Raw genomic sequence first — 18,593 nt, forward strand, 5'->3', positions numbered from 1 at the left:
TTCTATCTCCTGTGCTGATACGACCGCGATGTATTGCTCTGGTGGTAGACAATACCCTAGATAACAGAGTCATAGTGGCTTAAGGGTAAATAGAACCTAGGAAATAGAGTTGCAATATCAATAGGCTATGATTAAATGAAATGAGGTCTTCTGGTAGCCGGTTGCCATAGTTAACAAGTTGAATCCATGATGAATAATTATCTGCTCGATCTCATTGCTGTGATCTGTTTCTTTAGTTGTTGGATCGGGTACGCCCGCTTTGCCCGTCAGAAGGCTAAGACAACCAACTGTATTGCCCGTTGTTTGCACCAGCACAGGGTGCATTGGATGTATCAGTTACTTGGGCGCGAGGTGAGGGTGGCCGAGGCCGCATTACTGGCTAACTTAGAGCGTAATATTACCTTCTTTGCCAGTACCACTATGTTGGTGCTCGCCGGTGTGTTAACCCTGTTTGCTCAGGTTGAACGCCTGGAGGCTGTCATTACCTCAATCCCGCTGACGGCGCCCCCTGTGCATCTGCTGATCCAGTTAAAATTGGGTATTTTGACCTTTATCTTTGTAATGGCCTTCTTTCAATTTACTTGGTCTATGCGTCAATATGGGTTTCTCAATGTGATGGTGGGGGCGACCCCGGTTGATAAGAGCGGCAACGACGAACGTCTCAAGGATTACGCCTATCAGATGGCGATAGTACAAGATAGGGCCGCCCATGCTTACAACTATGGCCTGCGTTCCTACTATTTTTCGATGGCTGTGCTGGGGTGGTTTTTCCATCCACTGCTGTTTATCGCCTCTAGCCTAGTGGTGGTCTATACCCTGTATCGCCGCGAATTTAAGTCCAGAGCGGTGCAGGCGATCACTCACGGGATGTTGATCCTCGATGAGCGCGAGCAGACGAAAGCTGCCAGCACTAAAGGCCTTTAATAATTATAGGGATATTGATTTCTGCATCTGGATGGCAAGTTGTAACCTTTGGGTTTCACTTGTTATCTGGCTGTTAATTGTTGTTTTTGATAATGTTTTTTTGCTTAGCTTTTATGAAGTTTTTATTGCGCTATTCCTAAACTATGGCTTATCGTTAGCGCCGCTAGGAGAGCACAGGATATTTATTCTTATAAATACCAGAAAATTACAATGGATTGAGTTCAACACCTTTCTATTTTTTATCTTTTATTCTCCTAGCTTCATAAATATAAGGGAATACATTGATGAAAAAATCAGTAACAGCCGTTGCCATTCTTCTTGGTCTTAGCAGCATGAGCGCACTCGCGGTGCAAGACAACGCCTTTCAACACGAAGTTGGTTTGAACTACCAGTCTAACTCTGAAGAGTTCGGCGATGGTCTGTGGAAAGCAAATTACCGTTACTATGTGACGCCAGTGGATCAGAGCAGCAGCCCATATGCCCTAAATGGCTTCCTGGCGCAAAGCTCTAATCTGGGTGCTTACTACAGCAACTTTGATGATGCCGACCTGGACTCTTACGGTATCGACGGCACCTATGTTTTCGCCTCAAAGTGGTTTGTTGGTGTGAACTATCAGAAGCACGACTATGCTCACTTCGATTTCGACACCTATGGCGCTGAAGTGGGTTACTACTTCAACGACTCTTCAGCTGTTTCTGTCTTCTATGCCGATGGCGATGAGGGTATTGAGGAGCGCTACGGTGTGAAGGTTCGCAGCTATATCGCCCTACAATCTACTGCCGGTGTGGATCTACAGGCTAACTGGACTCACAGTGACAATGACGACATGATCAACCTGGGCGCCGATTGGTATGTGAACAATGCTTGGTCTGTGGGTCTGGGTTATACCGATACAGAGTATGATGATGCATTTGATGTAAGAACCGCTTACTGGCTGCGCATTTCTGATAACGTGTCGGCGAACTTCCAGGTCGCGCGCGTGTTGGATTCTGACTTCGACGGCGTAAACATTGGTCTTGGCCTAGTAGGTCGTTTCTAAGACTAAGCCATGATTTGACTGTAAGGCCTGCTGGCGCCCTGGCTTGGCAGGCCTTTACTTATACTTTGGCGATGCCGAATGTGTCGCAGGGGGTGTTTTACCATCGCCTGTAAACCTTACCCTGCTAACCGACTGCTTTAACCTCAGCATCTTAAAGCCAAGTCTTAACCTATTTCGACTTATGGTATTCAGGCTTACTTCACATGGATTGAGGGCTTTAACTGCCTAAAACTCTGTGGAGTCAAAGGTCTTCTGAATCTTTATCACCTCGGGGAGCGCCTCATTTAGCGCGGCGACACAGCTGGCGTCTAATTTGTCTCCAGACAGTCTATTCAATTCGGCAAAGGCGTCGGCGTTCGTCCAGGCTGATTTATAGGGACGTTCGCTAGTGAGCGCGTCAAATACATCGGCCACCGCCACAATTCTTGCCTCAATGGGGATCGACTCACCGGCCAACCCGGCAGGGTAACCCGAACCGTCTATGGCTTCATGATGATAGAGCACGATATTGCGTAACACCTGAGTGTGATCCAGGTTGCTCAAGTGGTAGTTACAGAGCAGCTTGTCGATCAAGTTTCGCCCCGCCTCACAGTGTTTTTGCATCTCTTTGCGCTCTTGTGAGGTGAGTGGGCCACGTTTAAACAATATCTCGTCGGGCACGGTGATCTTGCCGATATCATGTAGAGGCGCAAACAGGAAGATATGTTCGATAAAGTGGTCGTTTAAATTTCTGTCATCGGCAACGCGTTGAGCGATCAGACGAGAATAGTGCGCCATGCGGCTGAGATGGCCAGCGGTTTCCGGATCGCGAAAATGGGTCACATCGATGGCTGTTTTCATGGTCGAGGCGAGGGTCATGACCTCGCTTAATTCGTTGATCACCATTAGTGCCAGCAAGTTGCCGATAAGATCTAAGTGTTCAAGACAGCGTTTATCGAAAACATCTTTATCTTCGCTATTAAAGAAAATAAAGCCTAGCAGGTTGGTGCCAGACAGCAGCGGTAGGGTATAGCTACTGCGATAGCCTGCCTCATAAATCTTGATGGCGTGTTCGTGTTGGCTGTCCTCATAGATGCTGAGGTCTTGTACTACTCTGGCGGCGCGGGATTTGGCTATCTGTAATAGCGAGTGGCATTGACTGAGATTGGCTTGATAATGATTGAGCGGCGAAGGTTTACCGCTGTAAATAAAGGTGCGTACGAGATCGCTTTCTTCGTCAAACAGAGCGATGGCAATGCGAGTGATTTGTGGCAATTTTTCTTGGGTAGAGGTATGCAAGTGAGCCAGCTTGCTCATGAGTGATGAGTGTTGATTAAGATCCGTAGAGGTGTAGTACATGTGCCGCTCCCTTGCCATGCGGGTCGCTTGTTAAAGCCAAAGGTCGCCAATACTCATTATAGTCAACAGATATGCATAGTTAGCACTATACCAAGGTATTAGCTAAAAAAGGCGTAAAAGCATGACCTTAATCAAGATACCGAGCCAATGGCCCGGTATCTGAGGTCTGTAAAGGAAGTTTATAAAAGGCGCAGGGAGATGGGGTTATAGCGCCTTATCCAGCGCCTGTGAGACATCCTGAATAATGTCATCGATATGCTCAATGCCAACTGAGATACGAATTAGGTCTTCTGATACCCCCGCCTTGGCGAGTTCCTCACCGTTGAGCTGCCTGTGGGTGGTGGTGGCCGGATGGCAGGCTAAGGATTTGGCATCGCCTATGTTCACCAAGCGTAGGATCATCTGTAGCGCATCGATAAAGCGTCCACCGGCGGCTTTCGCTTCTTCGCTGGTTTCGGCCTTGATGCCAAAGCTGATGATGCCAGAGGCCTTGCCAGAAGTGATCTTCTCGCAGTTACTACGATAGGGACTGTTTTGTAGTGCACCATAGTTGACCCAGCTTACTCTTGGGTCTTGCTCGAGAAACTTCGCCAGCGCCAGTGCATTATCGCAGTGACGTTCCATACGCAGGGCTAGGGTTTCTAGTCCTTGCAGCAGCAGGAAGGCACTCTGAGGGGCGAGGGCGGCGCCTGTGTTGCGCAGCGGCACCACGCGGCAGCGACCAATAAAGGCTGCCGGGCCGAAGGCCTGGGTGTAGACCACACCATGATAGGAGGGATCTGGCTCGTTGAGTAAGGCAAAGCGTTTAGGTTGCGATGCCCAGTCAAACTTACCTGAGTCGATGATCACCCCGCCTATGGTGGTGCCGTGGCCGCCAATATATTTAGTGAGCGAATGGATAACGATATCGGCGCCATGCTCGAAGGGGCGACAGAGCACCGGAGTGGCAACGGTATTATCTACGATCAGCGGTACGCCATGCTTATGGGCCAACTCGGCCAAACGGGCGATATCGACAATATTACCCGCCGGATTGCCGATAGACTCGCAAAACAGCGCCTTGGTATTGTCATCGATATGGGCTTCCAGCGCCTCGAAATCGTCGAAGGCCGCCATGCGCACCTCTACCCCTTGCCTCGGCAGGGTGTGGGCAAACAGATTATAGGTGCCGCCATAGAGCTGACTGGTGCTAACAATGTTATCGCCCACTTGGGTTAGGGCTTGAATGGCATAGGTGATGGCTGCCATCCCCGAGGCGAGCGCCAGTGCGCCTATGCCGCCCTCGATAGCGGCGAGACGCTGTTCGAGCACATCTGTGGTGGGGTTCATGATGCGAGTGTAGATATTGCCTGGCACCTTAAGGTCAAACAGGTCGGCCCCATGTTGGGTATCGTCAAAGGTATAGGAGGTGGTTTGGTAAATGGGAACCGCGGCCGCTTTGGTTGTCGCTTCCGATGTATAGCCGTGATGCAGTGCTAAAGATTCGAGTTTCATCTTGTTCATCCTATCCTGAGTAGAAAACCTGTGACCAAAAATGACCATAGCATTTAGACTTCTAGATGTCTAAATCTTTTTTTGTTCGCTGAGATTAGTGCTTAAAGTCCCCGATATCGCAATCAGTTTTGTCTTTATTAGTCTCAAATCTTTGGTTGCACCTGCCTCAATTAAGGGACAAAAAAATAGCAATTTTGTTATGCCTTATAGGGGAATTTTTGTCCCACTTTTAATACTTTAGTTGCAACTAAATAAGGTGTATCTGCTTTATTGGTTTTATCGTTATAAAACTACATTGTTAACAGTTCTCAGGATTGGCTGGCGATCAAGATCACATTTTCAATCTAAAAACTGTTGTTAAGTTACAGCTTGGTGTCGGAATGTGACCTCAATATCGGAATCAAAGTTAACAAACTTTTACCATAAGGCATCCCAGTTTAGTAACGGTTGATGTTTGCGATGGCAGCTTTTCCAGACAAGATTAAGACGATAAAGAAGGGCTTAGATGTGCCTATCGCAGGTGAGCCTCGGCAAGAGATTGATTGCTGCGCTCGACCTGCAAAGGTAGCACTGCTAGGTGAGGAATATGTTGGCCTAAAACCCACACTCTTGGTGGAGGTTGGCGATCGGGTTAAGAAGGGCCAAGCGCTGTTCGAAGACAAGAAGGCACCAGGTGTGCGCTTTACCGCGCCGGCCAGTGGCCTGATTGTCGAGATCAATCGCGGCGAGCGCCGTGTATTGCAATCGGTCGTGATCCAAGTGGAGGGCGAGGAGCAGATCACTTTCCAAGCCTATTCAGACCTTAATCTGCTCAGCCGTGATGCCGTAAAACAAAACCTAGTAGAGAGTGGTCTATGGACCGCGCTACGTACCCGTCCTTTCTCGCGAGTGCCCCTGCTGGACAGCGAGCCTGTGGCAATATTTGTCAACGCCATGGACACCAATCCTTTAGCTGCCGATCCTCGGGTGATCATTAAAGATCAGCAAGAGGCCTTCGCTGCCGGACTCAAGGTGCTTAGCTATCTGACGCCGGGCAAGATTCATCTGTGCCACGATGTCGGTGAAGCCCTGCCTGGTGCAGACTTGCCTCAGGTTGAAAGCCATCAATTTGCCGGCGTGCATCCCGCCGGACTGGTTGGCACCCATATTCACTTTATTTCACCTGCTAGCCTGGAGCGTCCAGTGTGGCATCTGGGTTATCAGGATCTCATCGCCTACGGCAAGTTGTTCTTGACCGGTGAGCTCTATACGGATCGCGTGGTCGCTCTAGGTGGGCCGACGGCACTTAATCCAAGGCTGCTGCGCACTCAGCTCGGCGCTCAGTTAAGCGAGCTGGTAAAAGGCGAGGTTAAGCCTGGCAGCAATCGTATAGTGTCAGGCTCTGTATTGGCTGGCCATACCGCCGAAGGCGTTCATGACTATCTGGGCCGTTTCCATCAGCAGATCTCAGTGCTCGCCGAAGATATTAAGCATCAGCTGATGCCATGGGTACGTGGCGGCCGCGATAAGTTTTCTATTACCCGCGCCGTGACCTCTCGTTTTAAGGCCACTAAACGTTTGTTTGACCTGACCACCAACGCAGGCGGCTCTCATCGCGCCATGATGGCCTTTGGCCAGCTGGATCGCGTCATGCCGCTGGATATCTTACCCACGCTTTTGGTGCGCGATCTCGTGGTGCGTGACACCGATGAGGCTCAGGCCTTAGGGGCCTTAGAGCTGGATGAGGAAGATTTAGCCCTGTGTACTTTTGTCTGTCCCGGTAAGTATGATTTCGGGCAGGAACTGCGCATCTGCCTAGATATTATTGAGAGGGAAGGTTAATGAGTAAGCAAGACAATAAGCCTGATGTGCAAGAGAACTACTATGCCCATGGCTCGTCGATGCGCAGCTTCTTGCGCTCGCTGCTTTATGCCCATGGCCGCAGCACTAAAGGCAAGGTGCATGTGCGTGATGCGATTGATGTCAAACGTACCATGACCTTAGTGGGCCTTTGCCTGCTACCTGCCATATTGTTTGGTATTTATAACATAGGTTTACAGGCGCAGCAGGCATTGGCCTCTGGGCTGACGACACCAGAGAGTTGGCAGTTATGGGTGTTCAATGGCATTTCTGGAGGCCTCAGTGAGCAAACTGGGCTTTTAGGGCTATTTGCCTATGGCCTGAGCTTTTTCCTGCCCATCTATCTTACCGCGCTGGTGGTAAGCCTGTTTTGGGAAGTGGTGTTTGCTAAGGTGCGTCGTCAGGAGCTGCATGAAGGCTTCTTCGTTACTGCCTTGCTATTTACCTTGATTCTGCCGGTATCAACACCGCTTTGGATAGTTGCCCTGGGCATCACCTTTGGTGTGATCATGGCCAAGGAGGTGTTTGGTGGCATGGGGTATAACTTTTTAAACCCTGCGCTGGCCGGTTACGCCTTTATCTATTTCGCTTATCCGACAGAGGTGGCGCAGATTGCTCAGTTTGTGGCGGTCGATGGTTTCTCTGGCGCGACTGTGCTGCACGAAACTGCGGCGGGTAAGATGAGCTTTGAAGGCTACACCTGGTATCAGGCCTTTAGTGACCCGCTTTGGTGGGATGCCTTCTTTGGCTTCACCGTGGGATCGATTGCCGAAACCAGCACGCTGGCCATTCTTTTCGGTGGCCTGCTACTGCTGTTGACCCGTCTGGCCGACTGGCGTGTGGTGACAGGGGTAATGGCTGGCATGCTAGCCACTGCTCTGCTGTTTAATCTCATCGGCTCAGATAAGAACGCCATGTTCGCCATGCCGTGGACCTGGCATCTGGTCACTGGTGGTTTTGCCTTGGGGATGATGTTCATGGCGACCGACCCGGTCACCACAGCGTACACCCGTCAGGGTAAGTTTGCCTATGGTGCTCTTATCGGTTTCATGACTGTGCTGATCCGCGTGCTGAATCTCAAGATGCCAGAGGGGATTATGCTGGCGATACTGTTTGCCAACTTGTGGGCGCCAATTTTCGATTACCTGGTGGCGCGCAGCAACATCAAGCGGAGGCTGAAACGTAATGCCTTATAAATCTGAACATATGTTAAGGATCCAGACCGCCAACTTTTGGTCGTCAATTCTCGCATCCTTTTTGTTTCGTCGTTCCAGCCGCGCCGAGCGCGACACTATGGAGAAGCAACGCTAATGGCATTTAAGAAAGATACTGTTGTGGGGACCATGATCTTCACACTCGTCCTCTGCCTCTCTTGTTCTTTTATGATCACAGGTACGGCCGAGGTACTCAAAGAACGTAAGTTGGCCAAGAAGCGCGATGAGCTTAAGCGTTATGTACTCATTGCCGCCGATATTGATATCGGGGGAGATAAGGACTTTCGCGCCATCTTCGAGAAGTCGGTTACGCCTATGCTGGTGGATCTCGATTCTGGCGAGATAGACACTCAGGCCAATGTACTGGATTTTGACGACCGCATGGCGGCCATCAACCCGCAGACCTCGATCAAGCCTAAGAAGGATATCGCCAAGATTAAGACCCGCGCTAACCAGGCTCGCGTATTCAAGGTGTTTGACGAAAAAGGTGAACTCCATGCCGTAGTGCTACCCATCTATGGCAAGGGGCTCTGGTCGATCATCTATGGTTATGTGGCACTTAAGCCAGACCTGAACACTATCGAAAACGTGGTCTTCTATGAGCATGGTGAAACGCCTGGCATAGGTGATTTTCTCGATGACTCGGCCTGGACCGATAAGTTTAAAGGCAAGCAGCTGTTTGATGATAAAGGAAAAGTCTCTTTCAGTGTGGTTAAGGGTGGCGCTGAGCCGGGTGATCTGCATGGTGTTGATGCGGTCAGTGGCGCAACCATGACGGGACGCGGCGTACAACGTGCCGTGCAGTTCTGGTTCGGTGTTGAAGGTTATCAGACCTTCCTTCACAAGCTAAAAGCGTCGGAGGTTTAAGATGAGTAAGAGTATGACGGCGACGCGGGATATTTTAACCACGCCCATCTTCGCTAATAACCCGATTGCCATGCAGGTACTGGGGGTCTGTTCGGCGCTGGCGGTGAGCAACTCGATGCAAACTGCTTTGGTGATGACGCTGGCGGTGACCTTTGTGTTGGTGTTTTCCAATCTGATCATCTCCACGATCCGTAACTTTATTCCTAACAGTGTGCGCATCATCGCTCAGATGACAGTGATCGCATCCCTGGTGATTATCGTCGACATGGTGCTGCAAGATGTGGCCTATGAGCTATCGCGCCAGTTGTCAGTGTTTGTGGGCTTGATCATTACTAACTGCATCATCATGGGCCGCGCTGAAGCTTACGCCATGAAGATGCCGCCACATCTGGCCGTTGTAGACGCCATGGGTAACGCCATGGGTTATGGCGTTATCTTGCTCAGTGTCGCCTTTGTGCGTGAACTTCTGGGCTCGGGCACCCTGTTTGGCCATGAGATCCTTAAGACTGTAGAGAACGACGGCTGGTATCTGGCGAACGAGATGTTCAAGCTACCGCCGAGTGCATTCTTCCTGATTGGCTTACTGATCTGGGCCATCAATGTTATCCAGCGTAAGCGAGGTTAAGGCTATGGAACACTATATTAATCTCTTTGTTCAGGCGGTCTTTATCGACAACATGGCGCTCTCTTTCTTCATGGGCATGTGTACTTTCCTCGCCGTGTCGAAAAAGGTGTCGACCTCTTTTGGTCTGGGTATCGCCGTAATTGTGGTGATGACACTCGCGGTGCCGCTAAACCAGCTGATCTATGCCAACGTGTTGGCTCCTGGCGCGCTGGCTTGGGCTGGCTATCCTGAGCTTGACTTGAGCTACCTGCAGCTGATCACCTTTATCGGTGTGATCGCCGCACTGGTGCAGATCCTGGAGATGTTTCTGGATAAGTACATTCCTAGCCTCTATCAGAGCCTGGGGATCTTCCTGCCGCTGCTAACGGTTAACTGCGCTATCTTCGCCGGGGTGATCTTCATGGCAAACCGCGACTACAGCCTAGCTGAGTCAGTGGTGTTTGCTACTGGGTCGGGTTTGGGCTGGGCGATGGCGATTGTGCTGCTGGCCGGCCTGCGTGAGCGGATGAAGTTCCACGCCATCCCCGCGGGGCTGCAAGGTGTAGGCATCACCTTTATTACCACAGGCCTGATGGCATTAGGCTTTATGTCTTTCTCCGGCATTTCGCTCTAAGTGGCGTGCTTAAGTCAGTGCATTAAGAAAAGGGTTATTAGATGGAAATGGCAATAGGCATAGGCATGTTCACCATAGTCGTGTGCATGCTGGTAATAGTGATTTTAGTCGCCAAGAGCAAGTTAGTGATCAACGGTGATGTCAGCATTCGCATCAATGATGACGATGAGAAGAGCATTACCACGGCGGCGGGCGACAAGCTGCTGGGCGCGTTGGCAAGCAAGGATATCTTTATTCCTTCCGCTTGCGGCGGTGGCGGTACCTGCGGTCAGTGCCGAGTAAAGGTGAAGTCTGGAGGCGGCGATATTCTGCCTACCGAACGTGACCATATCAACAAGAAAGAGGCCAAAGAGGGTTGTCGCCTGGCCTGTCAGGTGGCGGTGAAGACTGACATGGAACTTGAGCTGGAAGAGGAGATCTTTGGCGTCAAGAAGTGGCAGTGTGAGGTGATCTCGAACGACAACCAGGCCACCTTTATCAAGGAGCTGCTGCTTAAGCTGCCCGAAGGTGAAGATGTTAAGTTTAAGGCCGGTGGTTACATTCAAATTGAAGCGCCGGCTCATCAGGTGAAATACAGCGATTTCGATATCCCGACCGAGTACCGTGACGATTGGGAAAAGTATGGCCTGTTCGATCTGGTTTCGACCGTAGATGAAGATGTGCTGCGTGCCTACTCTATGGCTAACTACCCTGATGAGAAGGGCATTATCATGCTGAATGTGCGTATCGCTACGCCGCCAGCCGATGGTTTGCCGCCGGGCAAGATGTCTTCTTATATCTTTAATCTTAAGGCGGGTGACAAGGTCACTATCTCTGGGCCATTTGGTGAGTTCTTTGTTAAAGAGACAGATGCCGAGATGGTGTTTATCGGTGGTGGTGCCGGTATGGCGCCGATGCGCTCACATATCTTCAACCAGCTTAAGGGTGAAAAGACCAAGCGTAAGATGACTTTCTGGTATGGTGCTCGCTCATGCCGTGAGATCTTCTATCAGGAGGATTTTGACGCACTGGCGGCTGAGAACGATAACTTTGAGTGGCATGTGGCTCTCTCGGATCCGCTCCCCGAGGACAACTGGGACGGTTACACCGGCTTTATCCATAATGTGCTCTATGAGAACTATCTGAAGAATCATAAGGCGCCGGAAGATTGTGAGTTCTACATGTGTGGCCCTCCAATCATGAACTCCTCGGTGATCAACATGCTGGAAAGCCTAGGTGTTGAGCAAGAGAATATCCTGCTGGATGACTTCGGCGATTAACCCTGAGTCTCTTAAGAAATAAAAACGCAGCCATTGGCTGCGTTTTTTGTGGGGAATTTATAACTTTTCTTGCAAATACTTTATTGCTTTTTGATTACCACCATTCGCACTTTTATTCATCCAGGTTTCTCCTGCAGTCGTGGATTCTCTGTCCAGCAAATATTTCCCTAATCTATATTGGGCCTCACTATCGTTATGTTCAGCGGCTTTTCTCAGCCAGGTTAATCCCAATTCTTCATTAACGGGGATGCCTTCACCCTCAAGATAAAGTTCACTGAGATTTAACATGGCTGTTGTTTGCCCATGCCACTCTGCGGCAGAACGATAGAGGCTAACGGCTTGCTCAATGTCTTGCTTAACACCAAGGCCTAGGCGATACATCTCTCCAAGATTATTCGCGGCAGTTGAATCTTGTTGCTTGAGTGCCAATTCGTAAAAATGACGGGCTTGTAGGTAGTCCTGCTTAATCTCATTTCCAAAGAAAAAGAGATTTCCAAGTTTCATGTTTTCGTTATAGTTTCGTAACTTGCAAAAAGTGGTGTAGAGCTCAAGGCCATATTGCATGTTTTGAGGCACGCCTTCTCCGTTCATATAGAGTAGACCTAACCGCATATAAGCATAAGGATGTTCTCCTTCAATGCCTTTCTTATACCAAGCGATAGCTAGGTCTAAATCATGATGGTTGGGGCTACCATATTCGTATAGTTGACCTAAGTTAACGGTCGAGTCAATTTCTCCTTGTGAGTGAGCTTTCTCAAAATATGCAATGGCTTTATCAATATTGTGCTCGACTAAATCGCTTTTGTAGTAGATGACCCCTAGGTAGTGGGTTGCTAGGGAGTTACCTTCAGCTATCTCTAATAAGTAGGGGAGTGCGAGTTGATCATTTTTTTCTGTTCCTAAGCCTAAATGATAGGCTTTACCTACTTCAAAGTAGGCTTGCTCTAAGCCGAGATCTGCTGCTTGTTGAAAAAGAGACAAGGCTTTAGTTCTGTCCCGCTTAACAGAGTTTCCATCTCGATAGATGGTGCCCAAATTATATAAAGCTTGGGGATTATTCATGGTCGCCGCTTTATTGAAAAGCTCTAGCCCTAATGCCGTATTTCGTTCAACATGATTGCCATTGAAGTAGATAGAAGCCATGTTGTTTAGCGCTAGTGCATTATTTTGTTGAGCCGCAAGCTGGTATAACTTTAGAGCCGTATCAATATCTTGAGGAACGTATTGTCCAGATTCAAAATAGGTCGCTAAGTTAACCATAGATCCCGCATCACCTAATTCCGCGGCTCTCTGGTAAATCTGTATAGCTAACTTCTGGTCTTGCTCTACAAACCAACCGAAATCGTACATATTGGCCATATAACCAACAGCAGATTTATGGTTTTGCTCAACGGCCAATAGAAGGTAATGTACACCCTTCTCGGGGTCTACTTTGGTGGCTACGCCATCGAAATATATAGTCGCCAAATTGTACTGAGCAGAAGCATTACCTGCGTCGGCAGCGAGTTTGTACCATTCAAATGATTGCTTAACGTTGTCTTTTTCAAAATGGTAGAGATACGCTAAACCTAGATAACAGGAAGCTAGCTGTTGCTTAGCACCAAGTAAAAAGTTTGCCTCGGCCTTTAGCAAGTCCTTCCTGGCTGGCTCGTCTAAATAGAGAAATCCTAACTCGCATGAAGCCATTGGAGCGTTCAACGAAATTGCTCGCTGATAATAATCTATCGCTTGATCGAGGTTTTGATCGACAAACTCACCATTTCGGTAAAACGCTGCAAGGTTTATTAAGGCTTGGGTATCATGCTGTTTTGCGGCTTTTAGATACCAGTGAAATGCAAGTTCGTTGTCTTCTTTAATACCTAATGCGCCAACATCATAGATTAACCCTAATTCACTCTGAGCTCTGGGTAGTCCCTCGTTTGCAGTCTCTTTATATAGCATGAGTGCTTTTTCGGGCTGACCACTTTCATAGTATTGCTGCGCTAGCGTTAGCTTTTCCTCGCTTGTTAATTTTGAGCTTTCTACCTGTAGATCGATAGACGGATTACTAGCCATCTCGGAGGAAGGGGGGTTAGTGTTAGTTGCAACGCAAGCACTTAGGATTCCTAGGCAAAATAAAGTCGAAATGGTACGGTACATGTCATTCCTTTAACATTTGTTTAATGCTTTTGCATCATATCGTTAGGGCTAGGAAAAAGTAAATGTCTATATTGCGGCTCAGGCAATTTAGGGACTGTCATTATGGTTTGATCTACATCAAGGAGCCTGTAGTAGGGGATCTCTATATTGTTTTGTTATCTAAAGGTTAATAAAGCGAATGATATGAGCGACGAGCTAGCGGGCAGTGAGAGCATAACGCCAAAGAGTACCTATACCGTGTCGGCCAGGGGCAAGGCCGATCACCAATCTGTGATGAAGTTTTTAAGGCAACACTTTGGTGCAGTGCCACTGGCCCAGGTAGAGAGCGTATTTGGTTTTGTGGAGCGCTCTAGCCTATATGGTGGCCGTTTTTATCTGATGCGACAGTTGTCTGAGCGGGATGTAGGCTTGTTGGCTGATAACAATATTGGTATCAGGATCCCTTTTACCAACCACTTTGCCACTAAGGAGGAATTTGACGCCAATCGATCCTTGCTGGCCAAATATCATCACAAACGCAATTCCATTATCTGCACCAATGACGACCTGGCTTATTGGATTAAGCAGGAGTTTCCCGACTATGACATCGAAGCCAGCGTGATTAAAAATTTGACCAAGGCCGAGCAGGTTGAGGAGGCGTTTACACTCTATGATACTGTGGTCTTGCCCATGGTACTCAATGATGACGAGGCGTTCTTGAGCGCGCTGCAACATAAAGATCGCATCCGTCTATTCGCCAACGCAGGTTGTGCTTATACCTGTCCGGCTCGCACCTGCTACAAGTCTATCTCTAAGTTTAATAAGGGCAATGGTGGCGAGTTTAAATGTTCGCAAGACCTCAAGGCCCGTGAGATGCAGGGCATGGTGGATTTTGACCTCACCCGTCTCAGACGTCTGGGATTTCATAAGTTTAAGCTGCTTAGGGCCAGGGCGGGAGAGCAGACGGGCTATTAGCAGCGCGCGTCCGATAACCTATCGATTTAGGTTATCGGTCATTGCGGGTCATCGGCCGATGATTTCGCCTTTAAGCGAGTAGGCGGCGAGCAGTAATTCCTGCTTCTCTTGTTGTCCCACCTGATGTTTATCTAACACCAGCATAATGTCGTCCAATACGGCTAAAAACTCCTTTTCATTGATGTTCATTGTCTTGTGCGTCTCAATCATGCTCTTACCCGTATATTCCTGTGGCCCGCCGGTTGCAGCGCAGAGAAACTCCGTCACCTTTTCTATTACGGCGTGACGATCTGAATTGAGGTAACGGCTGGCGATATCGGGATTGTCTGCATGGGTATCAAAAATATCTGTCGCTATCTTGGCTATCTGAGTCTCACCGCCAAGACGTTCATAAAGCGTGGCATCACTCATAGTCTTGCCTCACTGGTTGCCGACACCTGGAGGTCGGTATCTCCTTACTTAGGTGATCAATTGTAGTTGTCATCAGGAGAGGCGATGCTGCGTTAGCCGCGTCAGTTACCGTGAAGGCGAGTTAATTTGTAAGCGGATGATTCTTTAGGGCTTCTGGCTATTAAAAGCTTGTCTGCAGGATGATATTTGCCTAAGCAGCCGTTTTTTAAGGGCATGAGATGAAGGTGGTGAGAATGCGTTGCACTCCTGTGATTTTTACAATTTGTTCACATTTTTTGATTTACACCTGTTTTTATTTGGGTATATTGTATACAGAATATTTTATCTCATAGGTAATGTTGTTATTCGTCTGGAGGGAAGCTAACACGCCAAGGATATGGCTAATTAACCTAAAACCTAACAATAAGAGTGACTAATAACATGACCCATAAACTTACATTAGCCATTTTGGCCGCCCTGTTAACGAGCTCTGCCAGTGTGAGCGCCAAACAACCTGAATTTGCTGCCGACCATTGTAAGGCTGGCGAGATCAATGCTCAGCATTATCGTAATTTCCCCGCCGCTTTAGATGAGGCTAAGGCGCGCCATGCAAAGTTGTTTGAGCGTAAGCGTGCCATGGCTAAGCCTGGTAGCGACGCTCTTGAAGAGCAGGGGGATACACCCCAAGCGCTGGCGCTGTCGACGACACCAAACTATGTGATTCCTGTGGTGTTTCATGTCTATGGTACAGAGTTCAATGGCAAGCCAGTCAACGATGCGGTGATCATCGATGCGCTTAACAAGACTAATGAAGACTTTCAGGGACGCACAGCGGATTTTGCCGATATCGATCCCGAGTTCCAGGCGGTAAAGCAGGCGCTCAATATCGAGTTTCGCCTAGCCAGTATCGATCCTAATGGTAATCCCACTTCCGGTATCATCTATCATCCGGCGTCTTCTGGGGCGGGCAACTACTCAAGCTCCGACGTGAAACGGGATCATTGGGATAACTACAAGTATATGAATGTCTACATTCAGAACGATCTCTATGCCGATGGTGTCACCAATAACTCTGGTGTGGCCTGGTATCCGGACTCCACCATGTCCAATGAAGGCCTGGCACGTGTGACCTACAACGGCGCCTATTTGGGGAGCAATACCGATGAGAACTTCCGCTCAGTATTGACCCATGAGTTCGGTCACTTCCTGGATCTGATCCATACCTTCGAAGGTGGGTGTAAGCGTGGCATGGAGCGTCGCTGTGATACCACAGGCGATGAGAACTGTGACACGCCGCAGCAAAACAGCTGGCAGATGAACCCAGGTGATGGCGGCATAGTGAACTGCATGGGCCAAACCATCAACTGGCAGAACTTTATGGCTTACTCAGATCAATATGCCAATTTCACCCAAGATCAGGTAGCCCGTATGACCAATGGTCTGGATAGTCAGGCTCGTGTGACCCTCTGGTCGGCACAAAACCTGGCCGCGACTGGTGTGGCTAACTAATACAGACAGCCATTAAAAAACGCAGCCTTGGCTGCGTTTTTTTGTTTGGGCTAGGCTGGTTTGCTTTGGATTAGTCAAATGGCTAGACAAATACCGGGGCGTCATATTCATAGCCCTCGTCGGTATAGGCAGTCACTATGGCATCATCCACCAAGCCCGCGGGGGAGCTTACCTGAGTCTCAAAGAAGTGCGTGATCTGCTGGCGACGACCGTGAGCCGCCCAGCTTTCGCCATCGGCCCAGATCTCGTTGAAGACGATAGGATAGTCGGTGCGGCTGGCACTCGGATGGTCTATCTGACGGGTGAGAATGTACTGAATACACCCCTGTTCCCGCAATGAGTCGGGCTCCAGTGCCTTGAGTACTTCAAAGAGTTCGGCTTCCTTGCCCGCCTTGGGGCGAAACTGGGCTATCACAAAAACACGAGTGGACATGTGTAAGTTCTCCTCAGAATAAAGACCGAGTTTAGCCTAGTTTTTCTATGGGTTGAAGCCGAGGCCTTTTTGCTACCTGTCAAAGCCATTGGTGAAGGAATCACTAGCCTTGTTAGGTCGACAATTTATTAGGAGTCACGTTATCTCACCCGCATTATTTGGGGGCTGTGAGCAGTATTTGGCGAAGCATGTGAGCGACTGGCGAAGCGGAAAGGCTGACTTTGGCAGGTGGGTGAGCAGACAGATGACGGCGAGTCTAGCTCGCCGCCTGAGTTTGTTTTAGTGATCTCGCTGTTTAATACGACCTTGCTGGCTGTGAGACGCTGCGCCGCGGGCCTGTGTGGACTGATGGCTGTTATTTCGCTGATAGCTCTTTGGCTGAGGGCTTCGCTCTCTTTGAAAGTTATTGGGCTGATAGCCGTTGTTGGGCTGAAGGCTCTTGTCACGTTGATAGCCGTTGTCGCGCTGAGGGCTCTTATCACGCTGATAGCCGTTGTTGGGCTGAAGGCTCTTGTCACGCTGAGGGCTCTTATCACGCTGATAGCTGTTGTTGCGCTGAGGGCTCTTATCACGCTGATAGCCGTTGTTGCGCTGAAGGCTCTTATCACGCTGAGGGCTCATATCTCGCTGAAGGCTCTTATCCCTTTGCCCTTGGCTCTGATGTGACCAATCCCTGGCTTTATTGCCCGAAGCTCGGTCGGCCTTTGGCTCGCCTTTTAGGTTGAGCTTGTCCCTTTTTTCATAGTATTTGGTCGGCTGCTGATGTTTATCGGCGCGAGTGACTTTGTGCTGACGAGAATCACTTAGTTTGTGGCTAAAGTTTTGCTCTCGACGTGCTTGGATCTGCGCTGAGCCTTGATGTTTAGCCGGATTCATTTTGTCATGGCGCCCGACATTTTTGTGCTGTTTGACATCATAACGGTTTGGGCGATATTGACCATAGCGAGCCTTGACCTTAGGCGAGCGGTAGGCAACACCGTGTCGATGTGCCGGTTTATGGTTCCAGCGCTGTGCGCCGTGACTAGTCACTATGCGTTTGTGGGGACGATAGTGCGCCGTATGGTGATGGTGAGTTACCACAATGTGACGGTGTCTCCAGCTAAAGGCACTGAAAAAGAAGTTAAAACTGATGCGAATCCCGCTGTTCCAGTAAAAGTGGCTTGAAAAATGCCCAGGGCGATAGTAACCATAGCTCGGTGGATAGGCCCAATAAACGGGTGGGTAGTTATACCAGTGCCAGTGTCCATAGACCACACGGGTGTCATAGTAAGGCACATAGATCACCTCCGGCTGCACCGGCTCTATGATGATCTGACGATTGACCTTAGTGACGCGCATATTTTTCATCTCATCGAAGGCGTCGGCCTCTTCTGCTTGCTGTCTCAGGCCTTGAATGCTATCTAAAACCCGACCCTCGTCTTGCAGGAAGGCATCGCCGAGTTTCTGGGTCCATTCAAGATCGTCGCTCAGGCGTTGCAGCACATCGGGAAAGGCAACCAAAGCGGTGACGCTGGGATCCCAATATTGCTTCTCTGCGCGTTTTACTGCTTCAGCGCTGTCTAAGTTTTGATGCTTGTCACGCCAACGCTTGGCCTGAACGACCTCAAGCGGGTAGGTGGAAGCAATCAAAATATGGGTGAGCAAACTGTCTGGATATAGTGCGATTGGAGCCAGCATCTGTGCTAGCTCGGCATCGCTAAACTGTATCTCCTGAGCAGCACCTTGCGCCCCTTCCAGTGCCGATACTGAAGGACTAAGCAGTGACTGTGAAACGGCAAAGAGCAGGAGCAAAGTCCATTGTCTGATGCTTTTCATAACGTCTCCTAGGCTTATCTGTCATTGGATTTGATCAGATGATAAACCGCCCAAGATGAACATTAGCTGAAGGCTATTTTATTCCTGAGATACCTATTGTTTGACGTAAGACATGTGATGGATAAAAGCGAAGAGCGAAG

At 49.2% G+C, this 18,593-nt stretch carries 16 protein-coding genes; 10 read left to right on the top strand and 6 right to left on the bottom strand.

Annotated features, from left to right (window positions below; translation table 11 throughout):
- The first annotated feature begins 186 nt into the window (after positions 1 to 186).
- Both CFF01_RS05825 and CFF01_RS05830 read left to right on the top strand, forming a co-directional pair.
- Positions 187 to 924 (top strand): DUF599 domain-containing protein, encoded by a 738-nt coding sequence (locus CFF01_RS05825; protein ID WP_408640504.1) that lies wholly within the window; start codon positions 187 to 189, stop codon positions 922 to 924.
- Between the two features lie 284 nt (positions 925 to 1,208).
- Complete coding sequence (locus CFF01_RS05830; protein WP_088904173.1) at positions 1,209 to 1,964, top strand: putative porin; 756 nt, start codon at positions 1,209 to 1,211, stop codon at positions 1,962 to 1,964.
- Between the two features lie 225 nt (positions 1,965 to 2,189).
- Here CFF01_RS05830 and CFF01_RS05835 read toward each other — a convergent pair whose 3' ends face one another.
- Together CFF01_RS05835 and CFF01_RS05840 are read right to left on the bottom strand one after the other, a co-directional pair.
- On the bottom strand, positions 2,190 to 3,302 hold the full coding sequence (locus CFF01_RS05835; RefSeq protein WP_088904174.1) for an HD domain-containing phosphohydrolase: 1,113 nt from the start codon (positions 3,300 to 3,302) through the stop codon (positions 2,190 to 2,192).
- A 204-nt stretch (positions 3,303 to 3,506) separates the two neighbouring features.
- A complete protein-coding gene (locus CFF01_RS05840) occupies positions 3,507 to 4,796 on the bottom strand; it encodes an O-acetylhomoserine aminocarboxypropyltransferase/cysteine synthase family protein (protein WP_033537508.1) in 1,290 nt (429 codons plus the stop codon).
- A 459-nt stretch (positions 4,797 to 5,255) separates the two neighbouring features.
- Here CFF01_RS05840 and CFF01_RS05845 point away from each other — a divergent pair, with 459 nt between their 5' ends.
- The 6 genes from CFF01_RS05845 (at position 5,256) to nqrF (ending at position 11,213) form a co-directional block, all read left to right on the top strand.
- Entirely contained in the window at positions 5,256 to 6,617 is a 1,362-nt protein-coding gene (locus CFF01_RS05845; protein ID WP_033537765.1) for a Na(+)-translocating NADH-quinone reductase subunit A, read from the top strand.
- Positions 6,617 to 7,831: an NADH:ubiquinone reductase (Na(+)-transporting) subunit B gene (locus CFF01_RS05850; RefSeq protein WP_088904175.1), complete on the top strand. Its 1,215-nt coding sequence runs from the start codon at positions 6,617 to 6,619 to the stop codon at positions 7,829 to 7,831. Before CFF01_RS05845 ends, CFF01_RS05850 begins: the two co-directional genes overlap by 1 nt.
- A 114-nt stretch (positions 7,832 to 7,945) precedes the next feature.
- Positions 7,946 to 8,716, top strand: a complete 771-nt coding sequence (locus CFF01_RS05855) for a Na(+)-translocating NADH-quinone reductase subunit C (protein ID WP_033537510.1) — start codon at positions 7,946 to 7,948, stop codon at positions 8,714 to 8,716.
- A 1-nt stretch (position 8,717) separates the two neighbouring features.
- Positions 8,718 to 9,341, top strand: a complete 624-nt coding sequence (locus CFF01_RS05860; protein ID WP_033537511.1) for an NADH:ubiquinone reductase (Na(+)-transporting) subunit D — start codon at positions 8,718 to 8,720, stop codon at positions 9,339 to 9,341.
- 4 nt (positions 9,342 to 9,345) lie between these two features.
- Positions 9,346 to 9,954 (top strand): NADH:ubiquinone reductase (Na(+)-transporting) subunit E, encoded by a 609-nt coding sequence (nqrE, locus tag CFF01_RS05865; protein WP_033537512.1) that lies wholly within the window; start codon positions 9,346 to 9,348, stop codon positions 9,952 to 9,954.
- A gap of 41 nt (positions 9,955 to 9,995) precedes the next feature.
- Positions 9,996 to 11,213, top strand: coding sequence for an NADH:ubiquinone reductase (Na(+)-transporting) subunit F (nqrF, locus tag CFF01_RS05870; protein WP_033537513.1), 1,218 nt, complete (start codon positions 9,996 to 9,998; stop codon positions 11,211 to 11,213).
- A 57-nt stretch (positions 11,214 to 11,270) separates the two neighbouring features.
- Here the strand turns inward: nqrF and CFF01_RS05875 are convergent, their stop codons facing one another.
- Positions 11,271 to 13,352, bottom strand: coding sequence for an SEL1-like repeat protein (locus tag CFF01_RS05875; RefSeq protein ID WP_088904176.1), 2,082 nt, complete (start codon positions 13,350 to 13,352; stop codon positions 11,271 to 11,273).
- A 183-nt stretch (positions 13,353 to 13,535) separates the two neighbouring features.
- Here CFF01_RS05875 and CFF01_RS05880 point away from each other — a divergent pair, with 183 nt between their 5' ends.
- Positions 13,536 to 14,306: a hypothetical protein gene (locus CFF01_RS05880; RefSeq protein WP_033537766.1), complete on the top strand. Its 771-nt coding sequence runs from the start codon at positions 13,536 to 13,538 to the stop codon at positions 14,304 to 14,306.
- A gap of 48 nt (positions 14,307 to 14,354) precedes the next feature.
- Here CFF01_RS05880 and CFF01_RS05885 read toward each other — a convergent pair whose 3' ends face one another.
- Positions 14,355 to 14,717 carry a group I truncated hemoglobin gene (locus tag CFF01_RS05885; RefSeq protein WP_088904177.1) on the bottom strand — a complete coding sequence of 121 codons (363 nt, stop codon included), beginning with the start codon at positions 14,715 to 14,717 and terminating at the stop codon, positions 14,355 to 14,357.
- Positions 14,718 to 15,137: 420 nt separating this feature from the next.
- Here CFF01_RS05885 and CFF01_RS05890 point away from each other — a divergent pair, with 420 nt between their 5' ends.
- Complete coding sequence (locus CFF01_RS05890) at positions 15,138 to 16,205, top strand: M43 family zinc metalloprotease (RefSeq protein WP_088904178.1); 1,068 nt, start codon at positions 15,138 to 15,140, stop codon at positions 16,203 to 16,205.
- Between the two features lie 82 nt (positions 16,206 to 16,287).
- On the opposite strand, the gene CFF01_RS05895 is transcribed toward CFF01_RS05890, so the two are convergent.
- Positions 16,288 to 16,638 carry a putative quinol monooxygenase gene (locus tag CFF01_RS05895; RefSeq protein ID WP_033537517.1) on the bottom strand — a complete coding sequence of 117 codons (351 nt, stop codon included), beginning with the start codon at positions 16,636 to 16,638 and terminating at the stop codon, positions 16,288 to 16,290.
- 279 nt (positions 16,639 to 16,917) lie between these two features.
- Positions 16,918 to 18,453 (bottom strand): DUF3300 domain-containing protein, encoded by a 1,536-nt coding sequence (locus CFF01_RS05900; protein WP_088904179.1) that lies wholly within the window; start codon positions 18,451 to 18,453, stop codon positions 16,918 to 16,920.
- Positions 18,454 to 18,593: the final 140 nt, after the last annotated feature.

It is taken from the genome of Shewanella marisflavi (genome assembly GCF_002215585.1).
Classification (GTDB): Bacteria; Pseudomonadota; Gammaproteobacteria; order Enterobacterales; family Shewanellaceae; genus Shewanella; species Shewanella marisflavi.

Coding starts and splice junctions, on each gene's coding strand:
- CFF01_RS05825 (WP_408640504.1), top strand. CDS start 187: ATGATGAATAATTATCTGCTCGATCTCATTGCTGTGATCTGTTTCTTT.
- CFF01_RS05830 (WP_088904173.1), top strand. CDS start 1,209: ATGAAAAAATCAGTAACAGCCGTTGCCATTCTTCTTGGTCTTAGCAGC.
- CFF01_RS05835 (WP_088904174.1), bottom strand. CDS start 3,302: ATGTACTACACCTCTACGGATCTTAATCAACACTCATCACTCATGAGC.
- CFF01_RS05840 (WP_033537508.1), bottom strand. CDS start 4,796: ATGAAACTCGAATCTTTAGCACTGCATCACGGCTATACATCGGAAGCG.
- CFF01_RS05845 (WP_033537765.1), top strand. CDS start 5,256: ATGGCAGCTTTTCCAGACAAGATTAAGACGATAAAGAAGGGCTTAGAT.
- CFF01_RS05850 (WP_088904175.1), top strand. CDS start 6,617: ATGAGTAAGCAAGACAATAAGCCTGATGTGCAAGAGAACTACTATGCC.
- CFF01_RS05855 (WP_033537510.1), top strand. CDS start 7,946: ATGGCATTTAAGAAAGATACTGTTGTGGGGACCATGATCTTCACACTC.
- CFF01_RS05860 (WP_033537511.1), top strand. CDS start 8,718: ATGAGTAAGAGTATGACGGCGACGCGGGATATTTTAACCACGCCCATC.
- nqrE (WP_033537512.1), top strand. CDS start 9,346: ATGGAACACTATATTAATCTCTTTGTTCAGGCGGTCTTTATCGACAAC.
- nqrF (WP_033537513.1), top strand. CDS start 9,996: ATGGAAATGGCAATAGGCATAGGCATGTTCACCATAGTCGTGTGCATG.
- CFF01_RS05875 (WP_088904176.1), bottom strand. CDS start 13,352: ATGTACCGTACCATTTCGACTTTATTTTGCCTAGGAATCCTAAGTGCT.
- CFF01_RS05880 (WP_033537766.1), top strand. CDS start 13,536: ATGAGCGACGAGCTAGCGGGCAGTGAGAGCATAACGCCAAAGAGTACC.
- CFF01_RS05885 (WP_088904177.1), bottom strand. CDS start 14,717: ATGAGTGATGCCACGCTTTATGAACGTCTTGGCGGTGAGACTCAGATA.
- CFF01_RS05890 (WP_088904178.1), top strand. CDS start 15,138: ATGACCCATAAACTTACATTAGCCATTTTGGCCGCCCTGTTAACGAGC.
- CFF01_RS05895 (WP_033537517.1), bottom strand. CDS start 16,638: ATGTCCACTCGTGTTTTTGTGATAGCCCAGTTTCGCCCCAAGGCGGGC.
- CFF01_RS05900 (WP_088904179.1), bottom strand. CDS start 18,453: ATGAAAAGCATCAGACAATGGACTTTGCTCCTGCTCTTTGCCGTTTCA.